This is a genomic window from Methylocystis sp. SC2 (assembly GCF_000304315.1).
Classification (GTDB): Bacteria; Pseudomonadota; Alphaproteobacteria; order Rhizobiales; family Beijerinckiaceae; genus Methylocystis.
On sequence record NC_018485.1, the window covers coordinates 734,306 to 755,963 of the forward strand.

Below are 21,658 nucleotides of genomic sequence, written 5' to 3' on the forward strand. Positions count from 1 at the left end.
TCACCTCAGCTTCAAGGTCGAGAGGCCCATCAGGGCGAGGACAAAGGCGATGATCCAGAAGCGGATGACGATCTGCGGCTCCTTCCAGCCCTTCTGCTCGAAATGATGATGGATCGGCGCCATCAGGAAGATGCGCTTGCCGGTGAGCTTGTAATAGACGACCTGGATGATGACCGACGCGCCTTCGATCACGAAGAGCCCGCCGACGATGACGAGCACGAATTCCTGCTTCACCGCGACGGCGACGGAGCCCACGAGCCCGCCCAGCGCCAGCGAGCCGGTGTCGCCCATGAAGATTTGCGCCGGCGGCGCGTTGAACCACAGAAAGCCGAGTCCCGCGCCGATGAATGCCGAGCAGACGATCGTCAATTCGCCGACGCCCGCGACGTAATTGACGCCGAGATAGTTCGAAAAGATCGAATTGCCGACGAGATAGGCGAAGATCGCAAAGGCGCCGGCGGCGATCATCGACGGCACGATGGCGAGCCCGTCGAGGCCGTCGGTGAGATTGACGCAGTTCCCTGCGGCGACGATGACGAAGGCGCCAAAGAGAATGAAGAGCGGACCCAGCGTCGCGACATAGCCCCTCACCATGGGGATGGCGAGCTTCGTCATGTTGTCGCCGCCGGTTTCCATCAGCGCGTAGCAGGCCAGTCCGGCGATCAAAAACTCGAGCGCCAATCGCATCTTGCCCGAGAAGCCGGCGTGCGACTGCTTGGTCACCTTGAGATAATCGTCGTAAAAGCCGATGAGTCCGAAGCAGATGGTGACGAAGAGCACGATCCACACATAGGCGTTGCGCAAATTCGCCCAGAGCAGCGTCGCCGCGACCAGTCCCGAGACGATCATCAGGCCGCCCATCGTCGGCGTGCCTTTCTTGGTCACAAGATGCGACGCCGGTCCGTCCTCGCGGATCGGCTGGCCCTTGCCCTGTTTGATGCGCAACGCGGCGATGACGCCCGGTCCGAAGAAAAACACGAAGAACAGCGCCGTCGCCGCCCCCATGGCGGCGCGAAAAGTGATGTAGCGGAAGATGTTTAGCGGACTGTATAGATAAGAGAAGTCCGCAAGCAGCGTTAGCATCGTCTCTCCTCAGTTCGCCATTTCGCGAGCGAATGCGCTTTTCAAGGCCGAGACGATCCGCGCCATCCGCGAACCATTGGAGCCTTTCACCATCACCACATCGCCGGCGCGAACCGCTGCGAGAACGGCCTCTTCCAGCTCCAGCGGCGTCGCCCGATGCGCGGCGCGCATCGAATCAGGCGCAGCGTAACTCAAGCGCGACATCAACGGTCCCGAGGTGAATAGCAGATCGACGCTGGCGTCGATAAGATCCTGAGCAAGGTCGGCGTGCAGTTCGGCCGCCTGGGGCCCGAGCTCCAGCATGTCGCCGAGCACGGCGATGCGCCGGCCTCCAGGCCCTGTGGCCGCGCCGCCGAGCAGCTGCAGCGCCGCCCGCATGGAGGTCGGGTTGGCGTTGTAGCTTTCGTCGATAAGCGTAAACTCGCCGTCCGGCGTCGCTATTTTCTCGCGCCGGCCGCGTCCGGACGGCGGCGTGAATTCGGCGAAGGCCGCCGCGGCTTCCTCCAGATCCACGTCGAAAACCGCGCCCACGAGCAGCGCCGCGAGCGCGTTCACGGCGATATGCTTGCCGGGGGCGCCGATGCGAAAGCGCAGCCGCCGCTCGAGAACTTCCGCCTCGATCAGCGCGCCTTCGCCGGCAGGCTCGTAAGACAGGAGCCGCGCATGCGCGCGTTCCGTCTCGCCGAAACCGAAGACATGATTGGCGGTTGGGCCGGCCGCCGCGGCGAGACGCTCGTAAAATCCGTCGTCGCGGTTGATGATCGCGACGCCGCCATCGAGCGCGGAAAAAACCTCGGCCTTGGCGTCCGCGATCTTCTCGATTGATCCGAAATATTCGAGGTGTACCGGGGCGATACGGGTGACCACGGCGACGTGGGGGCGCACCTGCGCGACGAGGGCGGCGATCTCGCCGGCGTGATTCATGCCCAGTTCGAACACGCCGAAGCGCGCCTCCGCCGGCATGCGCGCAAGCGTCAACGGCACGCCCCAGTGATTGTTATAGGACGCCGCCGAGGCATGCGTTTCGCCAAAACGCGACAGCATGAGCCGGATCATGTCCTTCGTCGAGGTCTTGCCGACGGAGCCGGTGACGGCGGCGATGAAGGCGGCGCTTCGCTCGCGCGCCCGCGCGCCCAGCGACTCAAGCGAGCGTTGCACGTCTCTGACGACGAAAAGCGGCCCGGCGCCGGAAAGCTCGGGCGCATGCGCTTCATCAATGACCGCCGCCGCCGCGCCTTTCTCAAACGCCATCCGCACGAAGTCGTGACCATCGCGCGTCTCGCCCTTGATGGCGAAGAACAGATCGCCGGGCTGAAGCGTCCGCGTGTCGATGGAAACGCCGTGGGCTTCGCGCGCAAGGCCGCCGCTCGCGCGCGCCCGCAGCGCGCCGACCAGCGCCAATCCCGACCATAACGGCCTCTTGGTCATGGATGATTCTCCTTGAGCGCCTGCGCAATCGCCTCATGATCGGAGAAAGGCAAAACGCGGTCGCCGACGATCTGCCCGGTTTCGTGGCCCTTTCCAGCCACGACGAGCGCATCGCCCGCTTCAAGCCCCGCGACGGCGTTGGCGATCGCCGCGCGCCGGTCTCCGATCTCGATGATGTGCGCCGCGCCGCCGCGGGTTCCTTCGAGAATTTCTGCGCGAATGGCGGCGGCGTCCTCGCTGCGCGGATTGTCGTCCGTGACGATGGCGACATCGGCCGCGCGGGCGACGATGTCTCCCATCAGCGGGCGCTTGCCACGATCACGATCGCCGCCGCACCCGAAGACGACAATCAGGCGTTTTTTTGTCAGCGGCCGTAAAGTGGCGAGCACTTTCTCCAGCGCGTCGGGCTTATGCGCGTAATCGACGAAAATCGGCGCGCCATTACGCTGACCGACGAGTTCGAGCCGCCCCGGCGCGCCGCTGAGCGCTTCGAGCGCCGCAAAGACCTGCGCCGGGTCATCGCCGCTGGCGATCGCCAGCCCGGCGGCGACGAGCGCGTTCGAGACCTGAAACGCGCCGGCGAGCGGCAGATCGACCGCATAGGCGACGCCATTGTGGCGGAGCCGCAGCGACGTCGCCAAGGCGGACGGCGTCGCCGACAGGAGCCTTATCGTCTCCCCCTTCGAACCGACGCTCAAAATTGTGAGGCCCCTGGCGCGGCAGATGTCGATGACGCGGGACGCAACGTCGCTGTCCGCGTCGATCACCGCCGTCTGGCCCGGGTGCAGCAGCGTGTCGAAGAGCCGCATCTTCGCCGCGAAATACTCCTCCATGTTGGCGTGATGGTCGAGATGGTCGCGCGAGAAATTGGTGAAGCCGGCGACATCGACGCGCATGCCGTCGAGCCGCCGCTGATCGATCCCGAGCGACGACGCCTCCATGGCGAGATGCGTCACGCCGCGTCCCGCAAGTTCGTCCAGCGTTCGGTGCAGTTCGACGGGCCCGGGCGTCGTCAGCGCGCCGTAATGCGCGCCGCGCGAATCGACGATTCCGACGGTGCCGAGCGACGCCGCCTCATGTTCAAGCGCGGCCCAGATCTGGCGCAGGAAGGCCACGACCGAGGTCTTGCCGCTCGTTCCGGTGACGGCCGCGATCGTCGACGGCTGGCGAGAAAAGAAGCGCGCCGCGGCGAGGGCCAGGGCGCGCCGAACGTCATCGACGACGACGAGCGGCAGCGGACATTCGGCGCGCCGTTGAGCGACGACGACGCAGGCGCCGCGCGATTTCGCGTCGGCGACATAGGACAGGCCGTCTCCGGCGTGGCCCGGGATGGCGAAAAAGGCGAAACCGCCGCGCGCCATTCGACTATCCGCCGTCAGGCCAGAGACGGCAAGCCCGCGCAAGGCGGGCTCAAGGTCAGGCGTCGCGAGCAGTTCGGACAACAGCATCAATGCCCTCCCCCGCCGCGGGCGGGAACATTGGCGTAGCCATAACCCAATTTGGCGAGAAGCGGGAAAGGCTGGTGCGGCGGCTCGAAGCGCGGCGCGAGGCCGAGGATCGGACCGACGCGCTCAATGATCTCGCCCGTGACTTGGCCGGCGTTATAGGCCGCCGTCGCGTAGCCGCCGGTTTCCGGCAAGCCCTGCGGTTCGTCCATGATGGTCAGGAACAGATATTTCGGCTTGTCCGAGGGCGCGACGGCCATGAAGGTGTTAAACAGCTTGGTCTTCGAATAATGACCGTTGACGACCTTTTCCGCCGTGCCGGTCTTGCCGCCGACGTAGTAGCCGGGGACATTCACCTTCCGCGCCGTGCCGATTTCGGCGTTGAGGCGCATGAGATAGCGCATCGCCTCGCTGGTCTCCGGCCTTATCACGCGTTCGGCGCCCGCCTTCGCTTCCTCCTCGCTGCGTTTGATGAACGTCGGCGTGATCAGATAGCCGCCGTTCATCAACGCGCCGACCGCCATCATCGCCTGCAGCGGCGCCACCGCGAGGCCATGCCCGAAGGCGATGGTCATGGTGTTCAACTCGCCCCAGTTTTTCGGCACGATCGGTTCGGCGCTTTCCGGCAGTTCGGTGCGCATGCGGGTCAGCTGGCCCATCTTGCGCAAAAACGCCTTGTGCCGCTCCACGCCCTGTCCCATCGCCATGCGCGCGGTGCCCACATTGGAGGAATAGGTGAAGACCTCCGGCAGCGTGAGCGCGCGATTTTGCGCGTGATAATCATGGATCTTGAAGCGCCCGAAAGAGAGCACGCCGCGCGCGTCGAGCCGTGAATTCAGATTGACCTTGCCGGAGTCGAGCGCCATCGCGATGGTCAGCGCCTTGAAGGTCGAGCCCATCTCATAGACGCCGACGCTCATGCGGTTGATGTGGAGAGGATCGAGCGCTTCCGTCGGCTTGTTCGGATCGTAGTCGGGAAGCGACGCCAGCGCGATGACCTCTCCGGTGTTGACGTCCATGATCGCCGCGGCGCCCGCCTTCGCTTTGAAATGAGTTACGCCCTTTTCGAGTTCGTCGCGCAACGCATGCGTGGCCCGAATGTCGAGCGAAAGCGACACGGGCTTGAGCTCCTCCGGCGTTACGCCGAAGCCGGCGCCGTGCAAATCGGCGAGCCCCTGCCCGTCGATGTATTTCTCGATGCCGGCGATGCCCTGATTGTCCACATTGGCGAAGCCAAGCACATGCGCGCCGATCGGTCCGTTGGGATAAACGCGCTTGTTCTCGGCGATCAAGCCGACGCCCGGCAGTCCGAGATGGAAAACCTCGTCGCGTTGATGCGACGTCACCTCGCGCTTCACCCAAACGAAGCCCTTCTTGGAGCCGAGCCGCTCTCGCAATTCCCGGGCGTCAAGGCCGGGCAAGACCGCGGTCAACAGCTCGGTCGCTTCGTCCTTGTCGATGATGCGGCGCGGCTCGGCGAACACCGACATCACCTTGACGTCGCTGGCGAGCGCCTCGCCGTTGCGATCGATGATGTCCGGGCGGGACGCCGCGACCGCCTCCGCCGCGGCGCGCCGCGACGTCGCCGCCTCCGGCTTAAAGCCGAGATAGACGAGCTTGATCGCAATCACCGCATAAAGCACGAGAAAGCCCAGCGCAGCGAGCCGCATGCGCGATGCGCTCAGCGCGAGACTCGTCGAAAACAGGGCGCGCAGCATCGCGCCTATCTTGCCTTCCGACCGTGGCGAGGGTTGCGTGTCGCGCATCGTCTGCGTCATGGCTTGCGTCGCTCTTGGCTTTGTCCCTGCGCTTTGGGCGTGGTCGTCGGCGCGCTGCCGGGGACGGGCGGCGTCGCGGGCATGCTCAATCCCAGCGCGTCAAGCTTATTGCCGATGGAGTCGACGCGCGGCGATCTCTCGGGAAGCGATTGCGCGGCGACGATCTGCGTCGCTTCAAGCTGTTTCATGCCGGTCAGATAGGCGTCGGCGAGCTGCTGAATGCGCTCCGGCCGGGTCATATAAGCCCATTCGGCGCGCAGCACCGCGATGGCGTCGCGCTCCTGCCTGATCTCGATCTTGGTCTTTGCGATCTGCTCGGCGCGATAGCTCGTCTGATATTTGATCGAATAGGCGTAAACCGCCGAACCGACCAGCAGGAGAACCGCAACGATGTTGAGGAGCCGCAGCATCAGGCTTTTCCCTTGTCGCGATCCGGCAGGCGCGCGAGTCGCGCGAGCCTGTCGTCGAGCGGATGGGGCGCCGCCGCCGTGCGCGTGGCGTAGCGCAGTTTGGCCGAACGCGCGCGCGGATTGGCCGCCGTCTCGGCGGGCGCGGGCGTCACCGGTTGGCGACCTTCGCAGACGAAGCTTGGCGGCGGCGGCGGCGTTTCGCCGGGAAGCCGGCGCGAGCCGGTTTCGCCGCGACCGCAGCGTTCGGCGAGAAACTGCTTGACGATACGATCCTCAAGCGAGTGGAACGTCACGACGACGAGACGACCGCCCTCAGTGAGAAGCCGTTCCGCGCCAAGCAGCCCCTTCAGCAATTCCTGAAGCTCGTCGTTGACGGCGATGCGCAACGCCTGAAAGCTTTTGGTCGCCGGATGAATGTCGCTGGCGCGATTGGGAGCGACTCGAGCGATCATTTCGGCCAGCGCTCTTGTCGTTGTGAAAGGCGCGATCTCACGGTCATGGACGATAGCGCGGGCGATACGCCGCGCGGCGCGCTCCTCGCCGTAGACATAAAGGATATCGGCGAGCGTCTCCACATCCGCTTCATTGACGATGTCGGCGGCGCTGCGCCCGCGCCCCTCCATGCGCATGTCGAGCGGCCCGTCGGCGCGGAAGGAAAAGCCGCGCGCGGCTTGGTCGAACTGCATCGACGAGACGCCGATGTCGAAGACGACGCCGTCCAGCGGCGCAAAGCCTTGCGCGCGCGCAACGTCCTCGATTTGAGAAAAGCGCGCTTCAACGAGCGTCAACCGTCCGCGCATCTCATCGACAAGCGCCTGGCCGGCGCTCACCGCGGTCTGATCGCGGTCGAAGGCGAGCACGCGCGTCTCCGGCTGCGTCAGCATGGCGCGCGTATAGCCGCCGGCGCCGAAGGTGGCGTCGATATAGCGGCCGCCGCGATGGACGCCGAGGGCGGCGATCGCCTCCTCGCGCAGCACCGGGATATGCGGCGCCGACGTCATGATCATGCTCCTCACCAGGCGGCGCGCGACGCAAGGCCGGCGCGATCCTGTGCGCCCAGCGAGCGCTGGCTCGCCAAGACGGTTCGATTGCGGCTGAGCGGTCTTGGTCGACATGAAACCCGCGAGGCGTCGAAAGCAGGCTGGTCGCCACGCGCCTTCGGCAACCGCCTTCATTAGGCTTTTTTATCGTTAAGGGAGCGTTTACGGTGGCGCGAATTTGGCGGCCTCAAGGCGGCGCAAGCAGGATGAATCACAGCTTTCTAGTCCGGCCGACGCCGCTTTTTCGCGAAAGCTATCTCGACGCGCTGCGGGAAGGCCTGTCCGTCGGCGGCGGGCGCGGTTACGACGCGATGGAAATCGCGGCCGTAGAGCAGGATTTCGCGGGCCACCTCGCGGGTCTCGACCGCGACGGACAAAACCCCGTCGCATTCGGCGAGCGAAAGCTGCCCAGCGTTCCCGCCAACGCCTTCTGGCTGACCGATGGAGAGAGATTCATCGGAGCCATTACGATCCGCGCGCGCATCGACACCCATTTGCTGGCGCATTTCAGCGGCCATCTCGGCTATGGCGTGCGGCCGTCGATGCAGGGGCGCGGATATGGCAAGCGCCAGCTCGCGCTCGCACTGGATATCTGTCGCGGCATGGGGATCGGAATCGCCCGGTTAAGCTGCGACGTCGACAATGTCGCTTCGCGCCGCGTGATCGAGGCCAATGGCGGCGTGCTCCTGCGTCGATGCGCGCCGTCCTGGTTCGCCGAAGCCGCTTATCTCCTCTACGAAATACCCCTGATCTAAACGCCAGTCGGCCTGTAAGCCGGGTTCTGTACGTTCTATGCAGAACGTGACGACCATTCCTCTGGGACGGACGTTGCCGCCCGCCTCTAGCAACCAACCCGGGCGACAGTCCCGGAGACAGGTTGAAGGCAAAAGCTCGCGCTTAAGGCCTTCCGTCGCCCCTATTCGGTCTTGCTCCCGGCGGGGCTTGCCGTGCCCCGAACGTCGCCGTTCGGGCGGTGCGCTCTTACCGCACCCTTTCACCCTTACCGCTTGCGCGGCGGTTTGCTTTCTGTGGCGCTATCCCTGGGGTCGCCCCCGCCGGACCTTATCCGGCGCCGTGTCTCCGTGGAGCCCGGACTTTCCTCTGCATTTCGGCAGCGGCCGTCCAGCCGACTGGCCTCTTGAGGGATAGGCGCCCGCGCGACGGAATGCAAGAAGGGCGTCAAAACGTCGCCTTGGACAGCTCGGCGATCGTCGTCAATCTCATAAACTGGTTCTTCGTCGCCTGACGGCGCCGCAGAAGCTCCGACAGTTGAAATGCGCAATTTCGGCGCGACCCGCGAAGCGTCGCGCCCTGCACTGGCTGAGTTTGTCGCCTTGCCTAAGGATGTCGGCGGAAGGCGTCGCGCGGATTGGAACCTTGGCGCCTTTGACGGCTTAAATCCTTAGTCGCGACGCGTGGCTGGCCCAGTCGACGACTCGCCCCGATCATGGATGGTTCATATGCAGCAGCACAGCAGCGCCGCCGGGCGTAAACCTCGCGTCGTCATCATCGGCGGCGGTTTCGCCGGGATTGCGGCTGCGCAGGCGCTTGCCGGCGCCGGAGCGCGCATATTCATCCTCGACAGCAACAATCATCATTGCTTTCAGCCCCTGCTCTATCAGGTTGCGACGGCGGCCCTTGCTTCGCCCGATGTCGCCTGGCCGATACGCCACATCGTGCGGCGCCAAGAGAACGTGACGGTGCTGATGCTCACGGTTGAGAGCGTCGACGCCGCCCGCAAAATCGTCAAGACCGACAAATGCGAGATCGGCTATGATTTCCTCGTCGTCGCGACAGGAGCCACCCACTCCTATTTCGGCCACAACTGGGCGAGCTTGGCTCCGGGGCTGAAATCCATCTCGGACGCGACGCTCATCCGCCGCAAGCTGCTCCTCGCCTTTGAACGCGCCGAAGTCAGCGTCGACCCCATCGAGCGCGAGAGGCTGCTGACCATCATCATTGTTGGGGGCGGTCCGACGGGAGTCGAACTCGCCGGCGCGATTTCCGAACTCGCCCGGCGAACGCTTCCGCCGGAGTTTCGACGCGCCGATCCACGGAAGGCGCGCATCATTCTGCTCGAGGCGGGGCCCCGCATTCTCGCAAGCTTTCCTGAACGGCTGTCGCACTACGCGCGCAATGCGCTGGAAAGCAGCGGCGTCGACGTGCGCACGAATTTGCCTGTCGATCAGGTCTTCGAGGACAGAATTGTCGCTGGAGAGAACGAGATCCCCGCAGGCGTCATCCTCTGGGCGGCTGGCGTGCGAGCGTCCCCCGCTGCGCATTGGCTGGGCGTCGAAGGCGATGGCGCCGGACGCATTCCGGTCAGCGAAGACCTGACCGTTCCTACGCTTCCCGACGTATATGTGATTGGAGATCTCGCGCTCCTGATCGGCCCTGACGGCGCGCCGGTTCCGGCGCTCGCCGCTTCCGCCAAGCAGATGGGCAAATACGCCGGACGCGCCATCCGGCTGCGTCTGCAAGGGCGCTTTCCGCGCAAACCCTTCCGCTATCGCGACTACGGCAATTTGGCGACCATCGGCCGCAACTCGGCGATCGTCAAACTCGGCCGACTGGAGTTGACCGGCTTTCCCGGTTGGCTCTTCTGGAGCATCGTGCACATCTATTTTCTGGTGAATTTGCGCAGCCGCTTCTTCGTCGCGATCAGTTGGATCGCGACCTATCTGACGGGCAATCGAGGCTCGCGACTGATTACGCGCTAATTCGTTTGGCCGGAGTCGCTAGCTCTGCTCCATCTCCGCTTCCCCCAGAAGCGCGCGAGACGTCGCCGCGCCGCAGGCCAGACCGACCGCCAAGGCGGCGAAGGCCGCGATCATCGAACGGTCCGACAAGGCGAGCTCCCAGCCCGGCGTGATTCGCTTGGGCGCGACGCCATAATCGACCGTGGCGGCGATTCCCGACATCATCGCCGCATCGCCGATCAGTTCGAACGTTGAGCGGGGCGGCTGCATCGCCAGCCAGGCCTCGAACGGGAAAGCCCAGAAGACGGCCGATGCGTGATGCGTCGCGTAGCCCACCGCCGTGTGTGCGGTGTCGACGTCGCGCCGGCCGCGCGATTTGCGCCCCCAAAGCCAATGGCTGGTGGCGTTGGTGGGCTCAAGCGCGCCCCTGCCCTCAAGCTTCGCCAGCGCCGCCAGGGCGGCGGTCGAGATGACGCTTGCGACGCTTCCCGTCACAAGCGCTGACAGACCGATGCGCGACATCTTTTCCATCGAAGGCTCCGTGGAGACGTTGAATACTTCGAACCGGCGGCGCGCCGCTTCGTTCCAGAAAATTTTTGCTGGGGACCGGAAATGGATTAAGCCCTCGGCATGAGCGCGGCGCAGGACGAGGACGAAAGAGCGCGAGTCGTCGAGATCTTGGCGCCCGTCGCGGTCGATTCGACCTATTCCTATCTCGCCCCGGCGGCGATGCGGCTTTCCCCCGGCGACAGCGTCACGGCGCCCTTGGGGCGACGCGAGGCTTATGGCGTCGTTTGGTCGATCGACGGCGACTCCGGCCCGGGCGGGAATCTCAAAATGGTCAGCGCCCGTCTCGACCGGCCGCCGCTTTCGCAAGAGCTGCGCGGCTTCATCGACTGGCTGGCGCGCTACACGCTCACCCCCCGCGGCATGGCGCTGCGGCTCGCCACGCGCGCCGCGGAAGAGGCCGGGCCCGAGGCGCCGCGCATTCTCTATCGCGCGACGGGCGAGGTCCCGGCAAGGTTGACGCCGACCCGCGCACGCGTCCTCAAAGCCGCGGAAGGCGGCGTCGCTTTCGCCAAGAAAGCGCTTGCCGAAGCCGCCGCCTGCTCGACGGGCGTCATCGACGCGCTCGTCGACGAGGGCGCGCTGGAGACGATCGCAGCATCGCCGACGCCGATTTCGCCGCCGCTCGACCCGCTGTTCGCTGCGCCGGCGCTGGAGCCCGCGCAGCAGGACGCCGCCGACGCGCTGAAGGCGTCGCTTTCCCCGCGGGCGTTCAAGCCTTTTCTCCTCGAAGGCGTCACCGGCTCGGGCAAAACCGAGGTCTATTTCGAAGCGATCGCCGAGGCGCTCAAGGCGGGCGGACAGGCGCTCGTCATGATGCCGGAAATCGCGCTCACGACTCAATTTCTTGAGCGTTTCGCGGACCGTTTCGGCGAAAAGCCGGCGGAGTGGCATTCCGGCGTCGGGGCGCGCAAACGCGCGCGCGTCTGGCGCGGCTGCGCGACGGGCGACGTGCGCGTGGTCGTCGGCGCGCGCTCGGCGCTGTTCCTGCCCTTTTCGGATTTGCGGCTGATCGTCGTCGATGAGGAGCATGAAGGCGCCTACAAGCAGGACGACGGCGTGAGCTATCACGCGCGCGACATGGCGGTCGTGCGCGCGCGGATAGAGGAAGCCACGATCGTTCTCGCCTCTGCGACGCCCTCCATCGAAACCCGCGTCAACGCCATGCGCGGGCGCTACGGCTACCTCAAACTCGATTCGCGGGCGCGCGCGCGGCTGATGCCGACGCTCGAAGCGATCGACATGCGCAAGGAAGGTCCGCCGCGCGGCCGATGGATCGCGCCGCGCCTCGCTCTGGCGGTCGGCGAAACCATCGCGCGCGGCGAGCAGGCGCTGCTCTTTCTGAATCGGCGGGGCTATGCGCCGCTGACGGTTTGCCGCACATGCGGCCATCGCTTCCGCTGCGAAAACTGCGACGCCTGGCTCGTCGAACATCGCTTCCGCCGCGCGCTGATGTGCCATCATTGCGGCCATGTCGAGCGCCGTCCGACCCTGTGCCCGGAGTGCGGCAGCGAAGATTCGCTCGCCGCCTGCGGACCGGGAGTCGAGCGACTTGCGGAAGAAGCGGCGACGCTCTTTCCGGATGCGCGCCTACTCGTCCTCTCGTCGGATTTTCCTGGCGGCGCCGAGCGGCTGCGGCGCGAATTGGAGGAAATCGCGAAGGGCGGTTTCGACATCGTCATCGGCACGCAGCTCGTCGCCAAGGGCCATAATTTTCCTTATCTCACGCTGGTCGGCGTGATTGATGCGGATCTGGGCTTGGGCAGCGGCGATCCGCGCGCCGCCGAGCGCACATTTCAGCTGCTCAATCAGGTCACAGGGCGCGCCGGGCGCGGCGACAAGCCCGGCCGCGCGCTGATCCAGACGTTTCAGCCGTCGCATCCGGTGATCGCGGCGCTTCTCTCGGGAGACGCGGAAAAGTTCTACGAACAGGAGATCGCCATCCGCGAACGCGCGGGACTGCCGCCCTTCGGCCGTCTCGCGGCCCTGATCGTTTCCGCCAAGGACGCCGCCACGGCGGAAGACCATGCGCGCGCGCTCGCCCGAGCCGCGCATGAACTGCCGCCGTCGCCGCGCTACAAAATCGCCTCCCACGGCGCCTGGCCAGAGCAGAATGAAATCGCGCTGCTTGGTCCAGCGGAGGCGCCCATCGCGCTCATCCGCGGCCGCTATCGATTCCGCTTGCTCGCCAAAGGACCGCGCAGCGCCGACATGCAGGCGTTTCTGCGCGACATGCTCGCGGCCGGACCGAAGGAGCGCGGCGGCGTGCGCGTGCAGGTGGACGTCGACCCGCAGAATTTTTCGTAAGCTGTCGCTGTTCGCCGATTAGAGCAGGTTCCGAAAAAGTTGACAGACTTTTTCGATGAGAACCTGCTCCAACGTTTTGATTTGGAGCGATTCCTTATCGATCACATGATTCCATGTGATCGGGAAGCGCTCTAGAGACGGACCCGGCGCGACGCTTCACCCTCCGATGACTCGCGCCACGACCCTGGCCGTATAGTCGACCATGGGCACGATCCGAGCGTAGTTGATCCTTGTCGGGCCGATGACGCCGAGCGCGCCGATGATCCGACGTTCGCTGTCGCGCAGCGGCGCGGCGATCATCGACGAGCCGGAGAGCGAGAACAGCTTGTTCTCCGAGCCGATGAAGATGCGCACCCCTTCGCCCTGTTCGGCGCGCTCCAAAAGGTCGATAACCTCGGTCTTCGTTTCCAGATCGGCGAACAGCAGCCGGACGCGTTCGAGGTCGACGGCGGCGGTCAGATCCTCAAGAAGATGCGCCTGGCCGCGGACGATCAGCTGCCGCGATTCGCCCATTGCGCCCGCCCAGGTCGCGAGCCCCGCTGCGACAAGCCGGGCGGCGAGTTCGTCGAGCTCCATTTGCGCGGCCTGACGCGAGCTTTCGATGCTTGCGCGCGCTTCCGCGATGGTTCGTCCGCAAACGCGCGCATTCAGATAGTTGGCGGCTTCGGTAAGCGCCGAAGCCGGTAGATCGCGCGCGACGGGAATCACGCGGTTCTCGACCGATCCGTCATCCGCGACGAGAATGACCAACGCCCGCTCGGGCTCGAGCCGCACGAAATCAATCTGCTTTAGACGCACATTGTCCTTGGAGGCGACGACGACGCCGGCGACGCGCGTCAGTCCCGACAGCAGACTCGTCGCTTCCGCCAGGACGCCGGGGAAATCATGGTCTTTCGAAGCCGCTTCAACTTCGGCGGCGATGCGCGCGCGCTCATTCTCCTCGACGTCGCCGATCTGCAGCATGGAATCGACGAAAAAGCGCAGGCCAAGCTCGGTCGGAAGACGTCCGGCGCTCGTATGCGGCGCATAGATGAGGCCGAGCTCCTCCAGATCCTGCATGACATTGCGCACCGAGGCGGGCGACAGCATCATCGGCAGCAGCCGGGCGAGATTGCGCGAGCCGACCGGATCGCCGGAGGCAAGATAGCTGTCGACGATATGCCGGAAGATTTCGCGGGCGCGCTCGCTGAGCTGCGCGAGGCTCAGGGCTGAAGGGTGGGCAAGCGGGGCGTTGCGGATCATTCCACGAGAATATCGCATCGGAGCGCAAACAAAAAAAGCCCGGCCAAGAGGCCGGGCTTCGTCGACGTCGGGGAGGACGGTCGATCAGAGGCCGAGTTCAGGCATGCCGATCAGCGCGCCGATGTTCTTGACCTGGTAGTTGACGCCGATACGGGCGATGTTCGTATCCAGGTAATTGCCGCTGGCGGTGCGGTAGAAGGGATAGACGACATTCGCGCTGGTCGCTCCCTTCATGCGGGTGAAGATATACTCCGCCTTGATGGTCCAATTATCGAGGACGGCGTATTCGATGCCGGCGCCGATGGCGAAACCTCCCTGCCACACGGACTGGTTGGTGGGGAAAATTCCGCCCCACTGCTGACCATAGGGACGCACCTTGCCATAGGCCAGGCCGCCAGTGATGTAGGGCAGAAACCGGCCGTAGGCGTAGCCGAAACGCAGGCGCTCCATGCCAAACCACTGCAGACGGCTGCCGGCGTTGGCGCCTCCGTAATAGACTCCCGTATTTGTCGGGCGAACGTCGGCGTAGTTGAATTCGCTTTCATAGCCAGCGACGAGACCGTTGGCGAACACCCAGTTGTAGCCGTTCTGGTAACCAACCAAATATCCGCTCGTGCCGACCGAACTGGACGTCGGAATCGCCAGCAAGGGTCCGGGCGACAGCACATAGGTCTGCGAATATTGGCTGGAGACGCCGCCGGCGTAAGAGCCGCTGATGCCGATGTGGAAGCCTTCCCAGCTGAAGACCGGCCGCGGCGGCGGCGGCGGAGCCTTGTAAATCGGCAGGTCAGCCGCCGAGACGGCGCTCGCCGCCAGCACCGACGCGAAGGCGCCAACAATACAGGTTTTGAAAGTCATTCGAGGCGCCTCCAATAAGCTCGCCCGCCTGGGACGAACGGCAGTTTCGAATGCAAAGTATCATCATCAAACCTAAGACGTAATTACCGCGAAGGCATGCAACGGCGTTTTTCCGGCGCCGTTGCCGATGGGACACACCCTCGCGCAACATGATGATTTTACTGGAATCTACCCCCTGATCCGGCGCTGATCAGCGCCGCTGCGAGGATGCCGAGGCTCGCCTTATAGGCCGCAAGCGAAAACCGCGACTCGTAATAGCGGCGCGCCGGGCTGCCGCGCCGCCCCGCTTCGTCCAATAGCGCGCCGGCGGCCGCCCGGCGCAGCGCGTCGGCGAATTCTTGAGCCGAATCGACGATGACGACGCCAGGAAGGCGCAACGCTTCCTCATCCATCCCGCGCATCGCCTGCCTGGTGGCGATCAGCGGCAGTCCGCTCGACAGCGCTTCGACCGCTTTGATCGAGAGTCCCGTTCCGCTGATCGTCGGAAGCAGCGCAAGGCGGGCGTTCGCGTAGGCGGCGCCGGGATCTTCGACCCGGCCCAGAAACCAGTCCTCGTAGGCGGCGTATTGCTCCGGCGCCTTTGAACGCACCCCGGCGTCGACGTTGCCGACGATCTTCACGGCGACGCCGGGCGCTTTCGGCGCGACTTCGCGCAAAAACCAGACGACGCTTTCGACATTGGCGGTGTTGTTGCTCGCGACAAGAATGATGTCGGGACCGCCAGGGCCGGTCGGCGCCTCAGGCGTTGCCGGATAGAGCAGCACATGCGCCTTCTCGGGAACCAGAGCGCGAAAGTCTTCCGCCTCCTGCGCATTGAGATGCAGCAGCAGATCCGCGCCGCGCATCGCCTCAAGCTCCTGCGCCAGCATCGATTCGTAGGAGACGCGCGGGGACAGCCACGGCATTGTTTCGTTGATCAGCGCGAATTGCCGCGCCTGCAGATCATGCGTGTCGAGCAGGATCGGCGCGCCGCTGCGCGCGAGACGGCGCGCAATCGGCATCAGAAAAAAATGATTGCAGTGGACGAGATCGAACGTCGCGCCCTCGATCGCGCGCGACAGCCGCGCGCGCTCCGCCATGGCGAGACGCACCACCGCCTGATCGCCATGGAGATAGGGCCACAGCACATGACGCAAAAAACGAGGCGAGAGCATCGCGTGGAACGGCGCGCCGCCGTAATAGCGCGCGCCGCCGTCAAGTTCCGGAGTCGCCTGGTTGAAAGATTTCCAAAGCCAGCTCCGGCCCGGAATGAAGCCCGGATCGGAACTGACCGCGATCGGAAAAACTTCGGCCCCCAGCGCGCGATAGGCGGCGATCTGGCCAAGGACGACGCGATAGGTGCCGCAGGAGTGCCAAGCCGGGTGGATCAGCGCGACGCGCCGGCCAAGAAGCGGACGCTGCGCGCAGGCCAAGCAATCACTTGATGCAACGCTCAACCCGTTCCTCCAGCTGGCGCGAGCCGCAGCCTAAGCAGAGTTCAACTGTTCCGACAATCGCCTTTGCGCGGAACTGTTCGCAACGGCGCGTTCGGCGCAAGTTTTCAGAGCGTGGCGGCGGCCATCGCCAAAGCATGCGCATAAGCTTCGGGGCTGAACGCGTTTTCATACAGGCGGCGCGTGTCGCTCCGCTCCGGCTCGGCGGATTCTCCGCTCGCCGCCCGCGCCTGAGCGTCGCGCCATAACGACGCAAACTGCCTGGCGTTTTCGGCGAGAGCGACATTTCCCAATTTGGCGGGATTGACCTGCATGCCGCGGAACGCCAGCGGCGTCGCGACGAGGGGCGCGCCGCAGGATAGCGCCTCGACCGCCTTGATCGACAGGCCGTGGCCCTCGACGGTCGGGAGCAGCACGCAGCCGGCGTTGGCGTAAACCGCGCCGATGTCGTCGACGCGGCCTTTGAACAAGGCGCGATGCGATTCATAGAGCGCCGCGTCGCGTCTCTTCACGCCGCCGTCGATATTCCCGTAGATCGCGACGCAGGCGCCGCCCGCAAAGGGCGTGACCTCCTGCAAGAACCAGCGAAGGCTCATGTAATTGGCGTAATTGTCGCTCGCCACGATGATGATGTCGCGTCCGCGCGCCAAGGGCGCCGACGCCACCGCCGGATAGATGAGCGCATGTCGCAACTCCGGCAGCAGCTTTTGAAAATCGCGATGCTCCTCCTCGTTGAGATGCGCGCAAAGATCGGCGCGGCGCATCCACGAGAGTTCGACCTCGAGCATGTCGTCGTAAGTCGCATGGGGCGAAATGAAGAACCCGCCCTTGTTGCGCAACACATATTGGCGCGCCTGAATGTCCTGCGTCTCCAGAACGACAGGAACCTTACGGCCGCGCATCAGCCTTTCCGTGAAGGGCAGCGTGAAATAATGATTGGCGTGAATGAAGTCGATCGACTCGCTCTCGAATCCTTCGGGCAAGGGCGCGCGCTTTGCGAGTTCGATGAGCCACGACGCCTGATCGCCGTGGATCAGTCGCCACCAGCCATCGACGAGCAGCCGCGACGCCAAAGCGGAGAACGGCGCGCCCGAATAAAAGCGGCGATCGGCGCCGATGTCGTGCGACGCCTCAAGATAGGTCGTCCAGCGCCCGCCGCGCGGCGGACGGCGCGCGAGATCGTCCATCATCGCGACAGACACGACGCGCGCGCCAAGCGCCTTATAGGCGGCGATCTGACTGACGTTCACCTGATAACTGCCGCAGCTGTGCCAGGCGGCATGAACAACGGCGACGGTTTTGCCGGCGAAAGGCCGCGCCTGCGGAACGGCGGTCTCCGCCCGCCGCGCCGCGGATGACGAAGTGTGGCCCATCGCATCAGACATTGTGCTGCAACATGGTCGATCGTTCTCAAATAGCTTACGAAAATCGCGCGCTCGGCCTCTCAGGCGCGCCGACTCGCTGCTGTTTCACATTGAGGCGTTCCGACCCGCATCTTCCCTGAATGCCGAGCCGCCCCTTGCTTTTGGCCGCCATTTTCAAATACATCCCCTATATGAGGCTTCGCATTCCAAATCCAGTCTTATCGCCCGAGGGCGCCTCGGCGCCCAGCCCCGCCCCCGCCAAGCGATACGGCGTCGCGATCGTCGGCAATGACAAGATCATCGACTGGCTGCTCCCTTTTCTCGAAAGCTACCGGGACACGAATTCCGCGCTGCCGCTTTATCTCATTCCCTATGACGACAATGTCAGCATGACGCGCCGCGCCGCGGACATTTACGGGGCGCATTACGTCGGCGAGGAGCCGACCGAAATCGACAAGCTCTCGCATGAACTTTATCCCGGCATCTTCAACGCCAATCGTCGTCGGCTGCGAAAGCTGCAGGCGCTCGCGCTGCCGCTTGATGAAGTGGCCTATGTCGACGTGGACGTGATTCTGTTTCGCGACTTCACGCCGCTGTTCGGCCGTCTGGACAAGGGCAAGACGGAGTTCATCGTCGCCTCGCCCAGCTTCGAATATGTCTATAACGACAGACGCGACCACTATCCGTTTCTCAAGGACGCGCTCCTCTTCAACGACGGCTTCTGGATCACGTCGAACCAATATCTGAAGCTGTCCGATTTCATCGAGACGATCCGCGACGACGCCGCCATTTTCCATGACGTGCGCAAGCGCGGCCAGCTCTTCGCTCAGCCGCTCGTCAATTTCGTCACGCACCGCCGGGGCCTGAAAATCGAGCTTTTGCCAAACGTCATCGCGGGCGCCTCCCACGAAAGCTTCTACAAGGCGCCAGGCGTCGAATTTAAGAACGGCAAGCCCGTCGACTATGAAGGCAAGGAGATCTATTTCGCGCATTGGGCCGGCGCGACGGCGCTGCCGAAGCATGGCGTGTTCGACGAGGCGTGGACGCACTATTCGCAGGCCGCCTGGGCGAGGTTCAAGCGATGACGCGCGGCGTCCCGCATCGCGCGCGGCTCTTCCGCTCAAGCGGCGCGACGCGAATTTGCTTTGCCGCTCGGCGCGACGCCGAGCGATAGCGCGGAGCCCCCGCCATGCCGCGCCTGTTGTTCCGCTATCTGTTGAAGCGCATCGGATTCGGCGTGCTCATCGTCCAGTTCGCGCTCTCCATTCCGGTCGTCCTGTCCTATCTGCTGTACCAACTGCCGCCGGCCGCCGTGCGCGGCGGCCTTGTCATTCCCGCTTTGATCGGGGTGACGCCGACGGTGGCCTATGTGACGCTGCCGATGGCGGTTGGCGTCGCCACCGCGCTCGAATTCGGCCGCATGGCGAGCGAGGGCATGATCGCCGTTCTCTACGCGCTGCGCCTTTCCGTCTGGGCCATCTGCCGCCCCGCGCTGGTCTTGGCGGCCGGCGTCGTCGTCCTCGGCTATCTGCTCGCCAATTTCGCGGCGCCCTATTATTCGAGCGGCATGCAGGATGTGCTCAATGTCGTGCGCAATTCGCTCAACCACCGCATGCTCGACGCGGCGCATTTCTACACCTTCGACAATGGCGTGAAGACGCTCTACATCGAGCGCTGGGAGACGCCCGACCTTGCGGTCAATCTGTTCGTTCGCCAGCTTTCGGTCGAAAAGATGCAGGAGGAGACGGTGACCGCGGCGCGCGCCGAATTTCGACGCAATGAATCAGGCGTCATCGTCGCGCTCTCCAACGGCAGCATCCAGACCCGCTCATTGACGACAGGCGACGTGCGCATCGCCAATTTCGATGAATACGCCATGGCGCTGCCGATGCAGGGCAGCGCATCGCTGCCCGACCGGGGCTGGCGCGGCGTCTATGAATTGTCGGCCGGCGCCTTTCTCGCCAATTATGCTGCGGCGCGGGGCGATCCGCGCCAGCTTGGAGAGTGGACGGCCGAGGCGGCGAAGCGCTTCGGCGTGCCGGCGCTCGCCTTTGCCCATACGCTGCTCGCCATGGCGCTCGTCCTGACATTCGGGAACATCACCGGCCGGCGCGGCGCGGCGGGAGGCCTCACCACGATTGCGGTTCCAGCCGTGCACATCGGCTTTCTCGTCGCGCTTGAATCGCTCCTGCGCATCAATGGGCTGTTCGTCTTGCTGCTCGCCGCGCTCGCCCTCGCCGAAGTCGGCGTTTCGGTTTGGCTCCTCGCCCGGCTCAACCGCAGCCCAAAGCCCAAGCGCCTTCGCGGCCAACGCGCGGCATCCGGGCGGGACGCCTACGCGGCGCCGCTCGCCTGAGTTTCTTCGGCGCGCATCGCCTTACGGTAGTCGGCGACCACCTTCTCCGGATCGCCAATCTCGCGCACGACGCCGTCCTCCAGCCAGAGCACGCGGTTGCACAAAGAGGCGAGAAAGTTGAGATCGTGCGACACCATCAGAATGGTGCCGGTTTTGGCGAATTCGGCGATGTATTTCTCGCACTTGCGCTGAAATATTTCGTCGCCGACCGAAAGCGCTTCATCGACGATGAGCACGTCGGCGTTGGCGTAGGCGCAGATCGCGAAAGCCACTCGCGCGATCATGCCCATCGAATAGGTGCGCATCGGCTGCTCAAAAAATGGCCCGATGTCGGCGAAGGCGGCGATGTCCTCGATGCAGGCGTCGACCTCCTTGCGCGACAGCCCCAGGATCGCCGCGCCGATGCGGGCGTTTTCGCGTCCCGTCAGCAGGCCGTCGAAGCCCGAGCCGAGCGCCAAAATCGGCGCGATGCGGCCGCCGACCCTGAAATCGCCCTTCGTTGGCTGGGTGATGCCGCACAGAATTTGCAGCAGCGTTGTCTTGCCGGCGCCGTTGCGTCCCACGATGCCGACGCGCTCGCCTCTCTCAACCGTGAAATTGACGTCATGCAGAACCCATTTGTCCTTATAGAATTTCTTCCATAGGCCAAACAGGATCTGCTTGAGCTGATCGTTCTGATGCGCATAGAGCTGGAAAGCCTTGCCGACGCCCGCGCAGCGGATAGTGGGCTCAGATGACATCGACGATGACCGATTTGTAGCGCATGAAAAACTGATAGCCGCCAAGGAACACCGCATAGGAGATCGCGACAAGCGCGAAATAGCCGAAGACGTTTGGAATTGTTCCATCGAGCGCAAGGCCGCGCAACATCTCGATGTAATCGCCGACGATGTTGAGACGCAGCCACCATGCGACCGATCCGGACATGGCGGCGATCTGGTCCAGGCGATAGAAGATCGGCGTCGCGAACATGAGCACCGGCACGACAGAGGCCATGATATGGGCGACGTCGCGCGTGAACGCCCCGAGCGCCATCAGAAACCACACGATGCCGATGGTAAAGAGAAAAAAGGGCGCGATCAGGAAGGGCGTCAGCACGATCGTTAAGGGAATCGTTCCCGCCGTCAGCAACCGAAAGACGATGTAGACGGCGAAGCCCACTCCACCGTAGGTGAACGCCCGGATCGTCGCCGTCCAGGCGATGGTTTCGCTGGGGAAAATCGACTTCTTCACGAAGTTGACATGCTCGTGCAACAGCATTGGCGCCCGATAGGCGAGTTCGCTAAATAGATTGAAGACAATAAGCCCGATGAAAATCGAGCTTGCATAGTCGGTGACGCTCACGCCGGCGGAAAGCTGCGGAACCGTGATCGAGAACAACGCGGTATAGGTGAGCAGCATGAAGAGCGGCGAAAGCACCGCCCAGAGCGGTCCAAGCGCCGAGCCGCGAAATCGGGAAATGAACTCGCGCCGCACGACGGCGCGGATAAGCTCCCGGTTGCGCCAAGCCCGTTCGAAGGGCGCGACATAGACAGGAGGGATCGAGGCGAGCAAGTGTCGGCGCGTCCTTTCGGGTTCAGAACTTGGTCTCGAACAGCGCGAGACGTCCCTCGACAGGATCGTGCGCCGATCGAAGCTATCGCGCCTG

General features: G+C 64.4%; 18 protein-coding genes and 1 other RNA gene. 5 read left to right on the top strand and 14 right to left on the bottom strand.

What is annotated here, in order from left to right; genetic code table 11:
• Genes mraY through rsmH form a run of 6 tightly spaced genes read right to left on the bottom strand, consistent with a single transcriptional unit; the run spans position 1 to position 7,145 of the window.
• Positions 1 to 1,083 (bottom strand): phospho-N-acetylmuramoyl-pentapeptide-transferase, encoded by a 1,083-nt coding sequence (mraY, locus tag BN69_RS03470; protein ID WP_014890165.1) that lies wholly within the window; start codon positions 1,081 to 1,083, stop codon positions 1 to 3.
• A 9-nt stretch (positions 1,084 to 1,092) separates the two neighbouring features.
• Entirely contained in the window at positions 1,093 to 2,511 is a 1,419-nt protein-coding gene (locus tag BN69_RS03475) for a UDP-N-acetylmuramoylalanyl-D-glutamyl-2,6-diaminopimelate--D-alanyl-D-alanine ligase (protein WP_014890166.1), read from the bottom strand.
• The gene (locus BN69_RS03480) at positions 2,508 to 3,959 is read right to left on the bottom strand and encodes a UDP-N-acetylmuramoyl-L-alanyl-D-glutamate--2,6-diaminopimelate ligase (RefSeq protein WP_014890167.1); all 1,452 of its coding nucleotides are present in this window, start codon (positions 3,957 to 3,959) and stop codon (positions 2,508 to 2,510) included. Before BN69_RS03480 ends, BN69_RS03475 begins: the two co-directional genes overlap by 4 nt.
• On the bottom strand, positions 3,959 to 5,734 hold the full coding sequence (locus tag BN69_RS03485) for a peptidoglycan D,D-transpeptidase FtsI family protein (RefSeq protein ID WP_014890168.1): 1,776 nt from the start codon (positions 5,732 to 5,734) through the stop codon (positions 3,959 to 3,961). Before BN69_RS03485 ends, BN69_RS03480 begins: the two co-directional genes overlap by 1 nt.
• Complete coding sequence (gene ftsL, locus BN69_RS03490; RefSeq protein ID WP_014890169.1) at positions 5,731 to 6,144, bottom strand: cell division protein FtsL; 414 nt, start codon at positions 6,142 to 6,144, stop codon at positions 5,731 to 5,733. The genes BN69_RS03485 and ftsL overlap by 4 nt, the downstream gene beginning before the upstream one ends.
• The gene (gene rsmH / locus BN69_RS03495; protein ID WP_051013377.1) at positions 6,144 to 7,145 is read right to left on the bottom strand and encodes a 16S rRNA (cytosine(1402)-N(4))-methyltransferase RsmH; all 1,002 of its coding nucleotides are present in this window, start codon (positions 7,143 to 7,145) and stop codon (positions 6,144 to 6,146) included. The genes ftsL and rsmH overlap by 1 nt, the downstream gene beginning before the upstream one ends.
• 245 nt (positions 7,146 to 7,390) lie before the next feature.
• Here rsmH and BN69_RS03500 point away from each other — a divergent pair, with 245 nt between their 5' ends.
• Entirely contained in the window at positions 7,391 to 7,939 is a 549-nt protein-coding gene (locus tag BN69_RS03500; protein WP_014890171.1) for a GNAT family N-acetyltransferase, read from the top strand.
• Here BN69_RS03500 and rnpB read toward each other — a convergent pair.
• Positions 7,939 to 8,318: RNase P RNA component class A (rnpB, locus tag BN69_RS18600), an RNA gene on the bottom strand. The genes BN69_RS03500 and rnpB overlap by 1 nt on opposite strands.
• Before the next feature lie 326 nt (positions 8,319 to 8,644).
• On the opposite strand from rnpB, the gene BN69_RS03505 reads away from it, so the two are divergent.
• The gene (locus BN69_RS03505; RefSeq protein WP_014890172.1) at positions 8,645 to 9,904 is read left to right on the top strand and encodes an NAD(P)/FAD-dependent oxidoreductase; all 1,260 of its coding nucleotides are present in this window, start codon (positions 8,645 to 8,647) and stop codon (positions 9,902 to 9,904) included.
• Between the two features lie 18 nt (positions 9,905 to 9,922).
• Here BN69_RS03505 and BN69_RS03510 read toward each other — a convergent pair whose 3' ends face one another.
• Positions 9,923 to 10,414, bottom strand: coding sequence for a hypothetical protein (locus tag BN69_RS03510; protein ID WP_014890173.1), 492 nt, complete (start codon positions 10,412 to 10,414; stop codon positions 9,923 to 9,925).
• 99 nt (positions 10,415 to 10,513) lie between these two features.
• On the opposite strand from BN69_RS03510, the gene BN69_RS03515 reads away from it, so the two are divergent.
• Entirely contained in the window at positions 10,514 to 12,757 is a 2,244-nt protein-coding gene (locus BN69_RS03515) for a primosomal protein N' (RefSeq protein ID WP_014890174.1), read from the top strand.
• A gap of 156 nt (positions 12,758 to 12,913) precedes the next feature.
• Here BN69_RS03515 and hrcA read toward each other — a convergent pair whose 3' ends face one another.
• The 4 genes from hrcA to BN69_RS03535 all read right to left on the bottom strand — a co-directional run bounded on the left by hrcA (position 12,914) and on the right by BN69_RS03535 (position 17,675).
• A complete protein-coding gene (hrcA, locus tag BN69_RS03520) occupies positions 12,914 to 13,999 on the bottom strand; it encodes a heat-inducible transcriptional repressor HrcA (protein WP_014890175.1) in 1,086 nt (361 codons plus the stop codon).
• A gap of 84 nt (positions 14,000 to 14,083) precedes the next feature.
• Positions 14,084 to 14,857, bottom strand: a complete 774-nt coding sequence (locus BN69_RS03525) for an outer membrane protein (protein ID WP_014890176.1) — start codon at positions 14,855 to 14,857, stop codon at positions 14,084 to 14,086.
• A gap of 158 nt (positions 14,858 to 15,015) precedes the next feature.
• Positions 15,016 to 16,293: a glycosyltransferase gene (locus BN69_RS03530; RefSeq protein WP_014890177.1), complete on the bottom strand. Its 1,278-nt coding sequence runs from the start codon at positions 16,291 to 16,293 to the stop codon at positions 15,016 to 15,018.
• 104 nt (positions 16,294 to 16,397) lie between these two features.
• Positions 16,398 to 17,675 (bottom strand): glycosyltransferase, encoded by a 1,278-nt coding sequence (locus BN69_RS03535; protein ID WP_014890178.1) that lies wholly within the window; start codon positions 17,673 to 17,675, stop codon positions 16,398 to 16,400.
• Positions 17,676 to 17,845: 170 nt separating this feature from the next.
• On the opposite strand from BN69_RS03535, the gene BN69_RS03540 reads away from it, so the two are divergent.
• Together BN69_RS03540 and BN69_RS03545 are read left to right on the top strand one after the other, a co-directional pair.
• A complete protein-coding gene (locus BN69_RS03540) occupies positions 17,846 to 18,739 on the top strand; it encodes a hypothetical protein (protein ID WP_051013378.1) in 894 nt (297 codons plus the stop codon).
• Positions 18,740 to 18,843: 104 nt separating this feature from the next.
• Entirely contained in the window at positions 18,844 to 20,010 is a 1,167-nt protein-coding gene (locus tag BN69_RS03545) for an LptF/LptG family permease (protein ID WP_014890180.1), read from the top strand.
• On the opposite strand, the gene BN69_RS03550 is transcribed toward BN69_RS03545, so the two are convergent.
• On the bottom strand, positions 19,989 to 20,750 hold the full coding sequence (locus BN69_RS03550) for an ABC transporter ATP-binding protein (protein WP_014890181.1): 762 nt from the start codon (positions 20,748 to 20,750) through the stop codon (positions 19,989 to 19,991). The genes BN69_RS03545 and BN69_RS03550 overlap by 22 nt on opposite strands.
• Positions 20,740 to 21,564 carry an ABC transporter permease gene (locus tag BN69_RS03555; RefSeq protein WP_014890182.1) on the bottom strand — a complete coding sequence of 275 codons (825 nt, stop codon included), beginning with the start codon at positions 21,562 to 21,564 and terminating at the stop codon, positions 20,740 to 20,742. The genes BN69_RS03550 and BN69_RS03555 overlap by 11 nt, the downstream gene beginning before the upstream one ends.
• Positions 21,565 to 21,658: the final 94 nt, after the last annotated feature.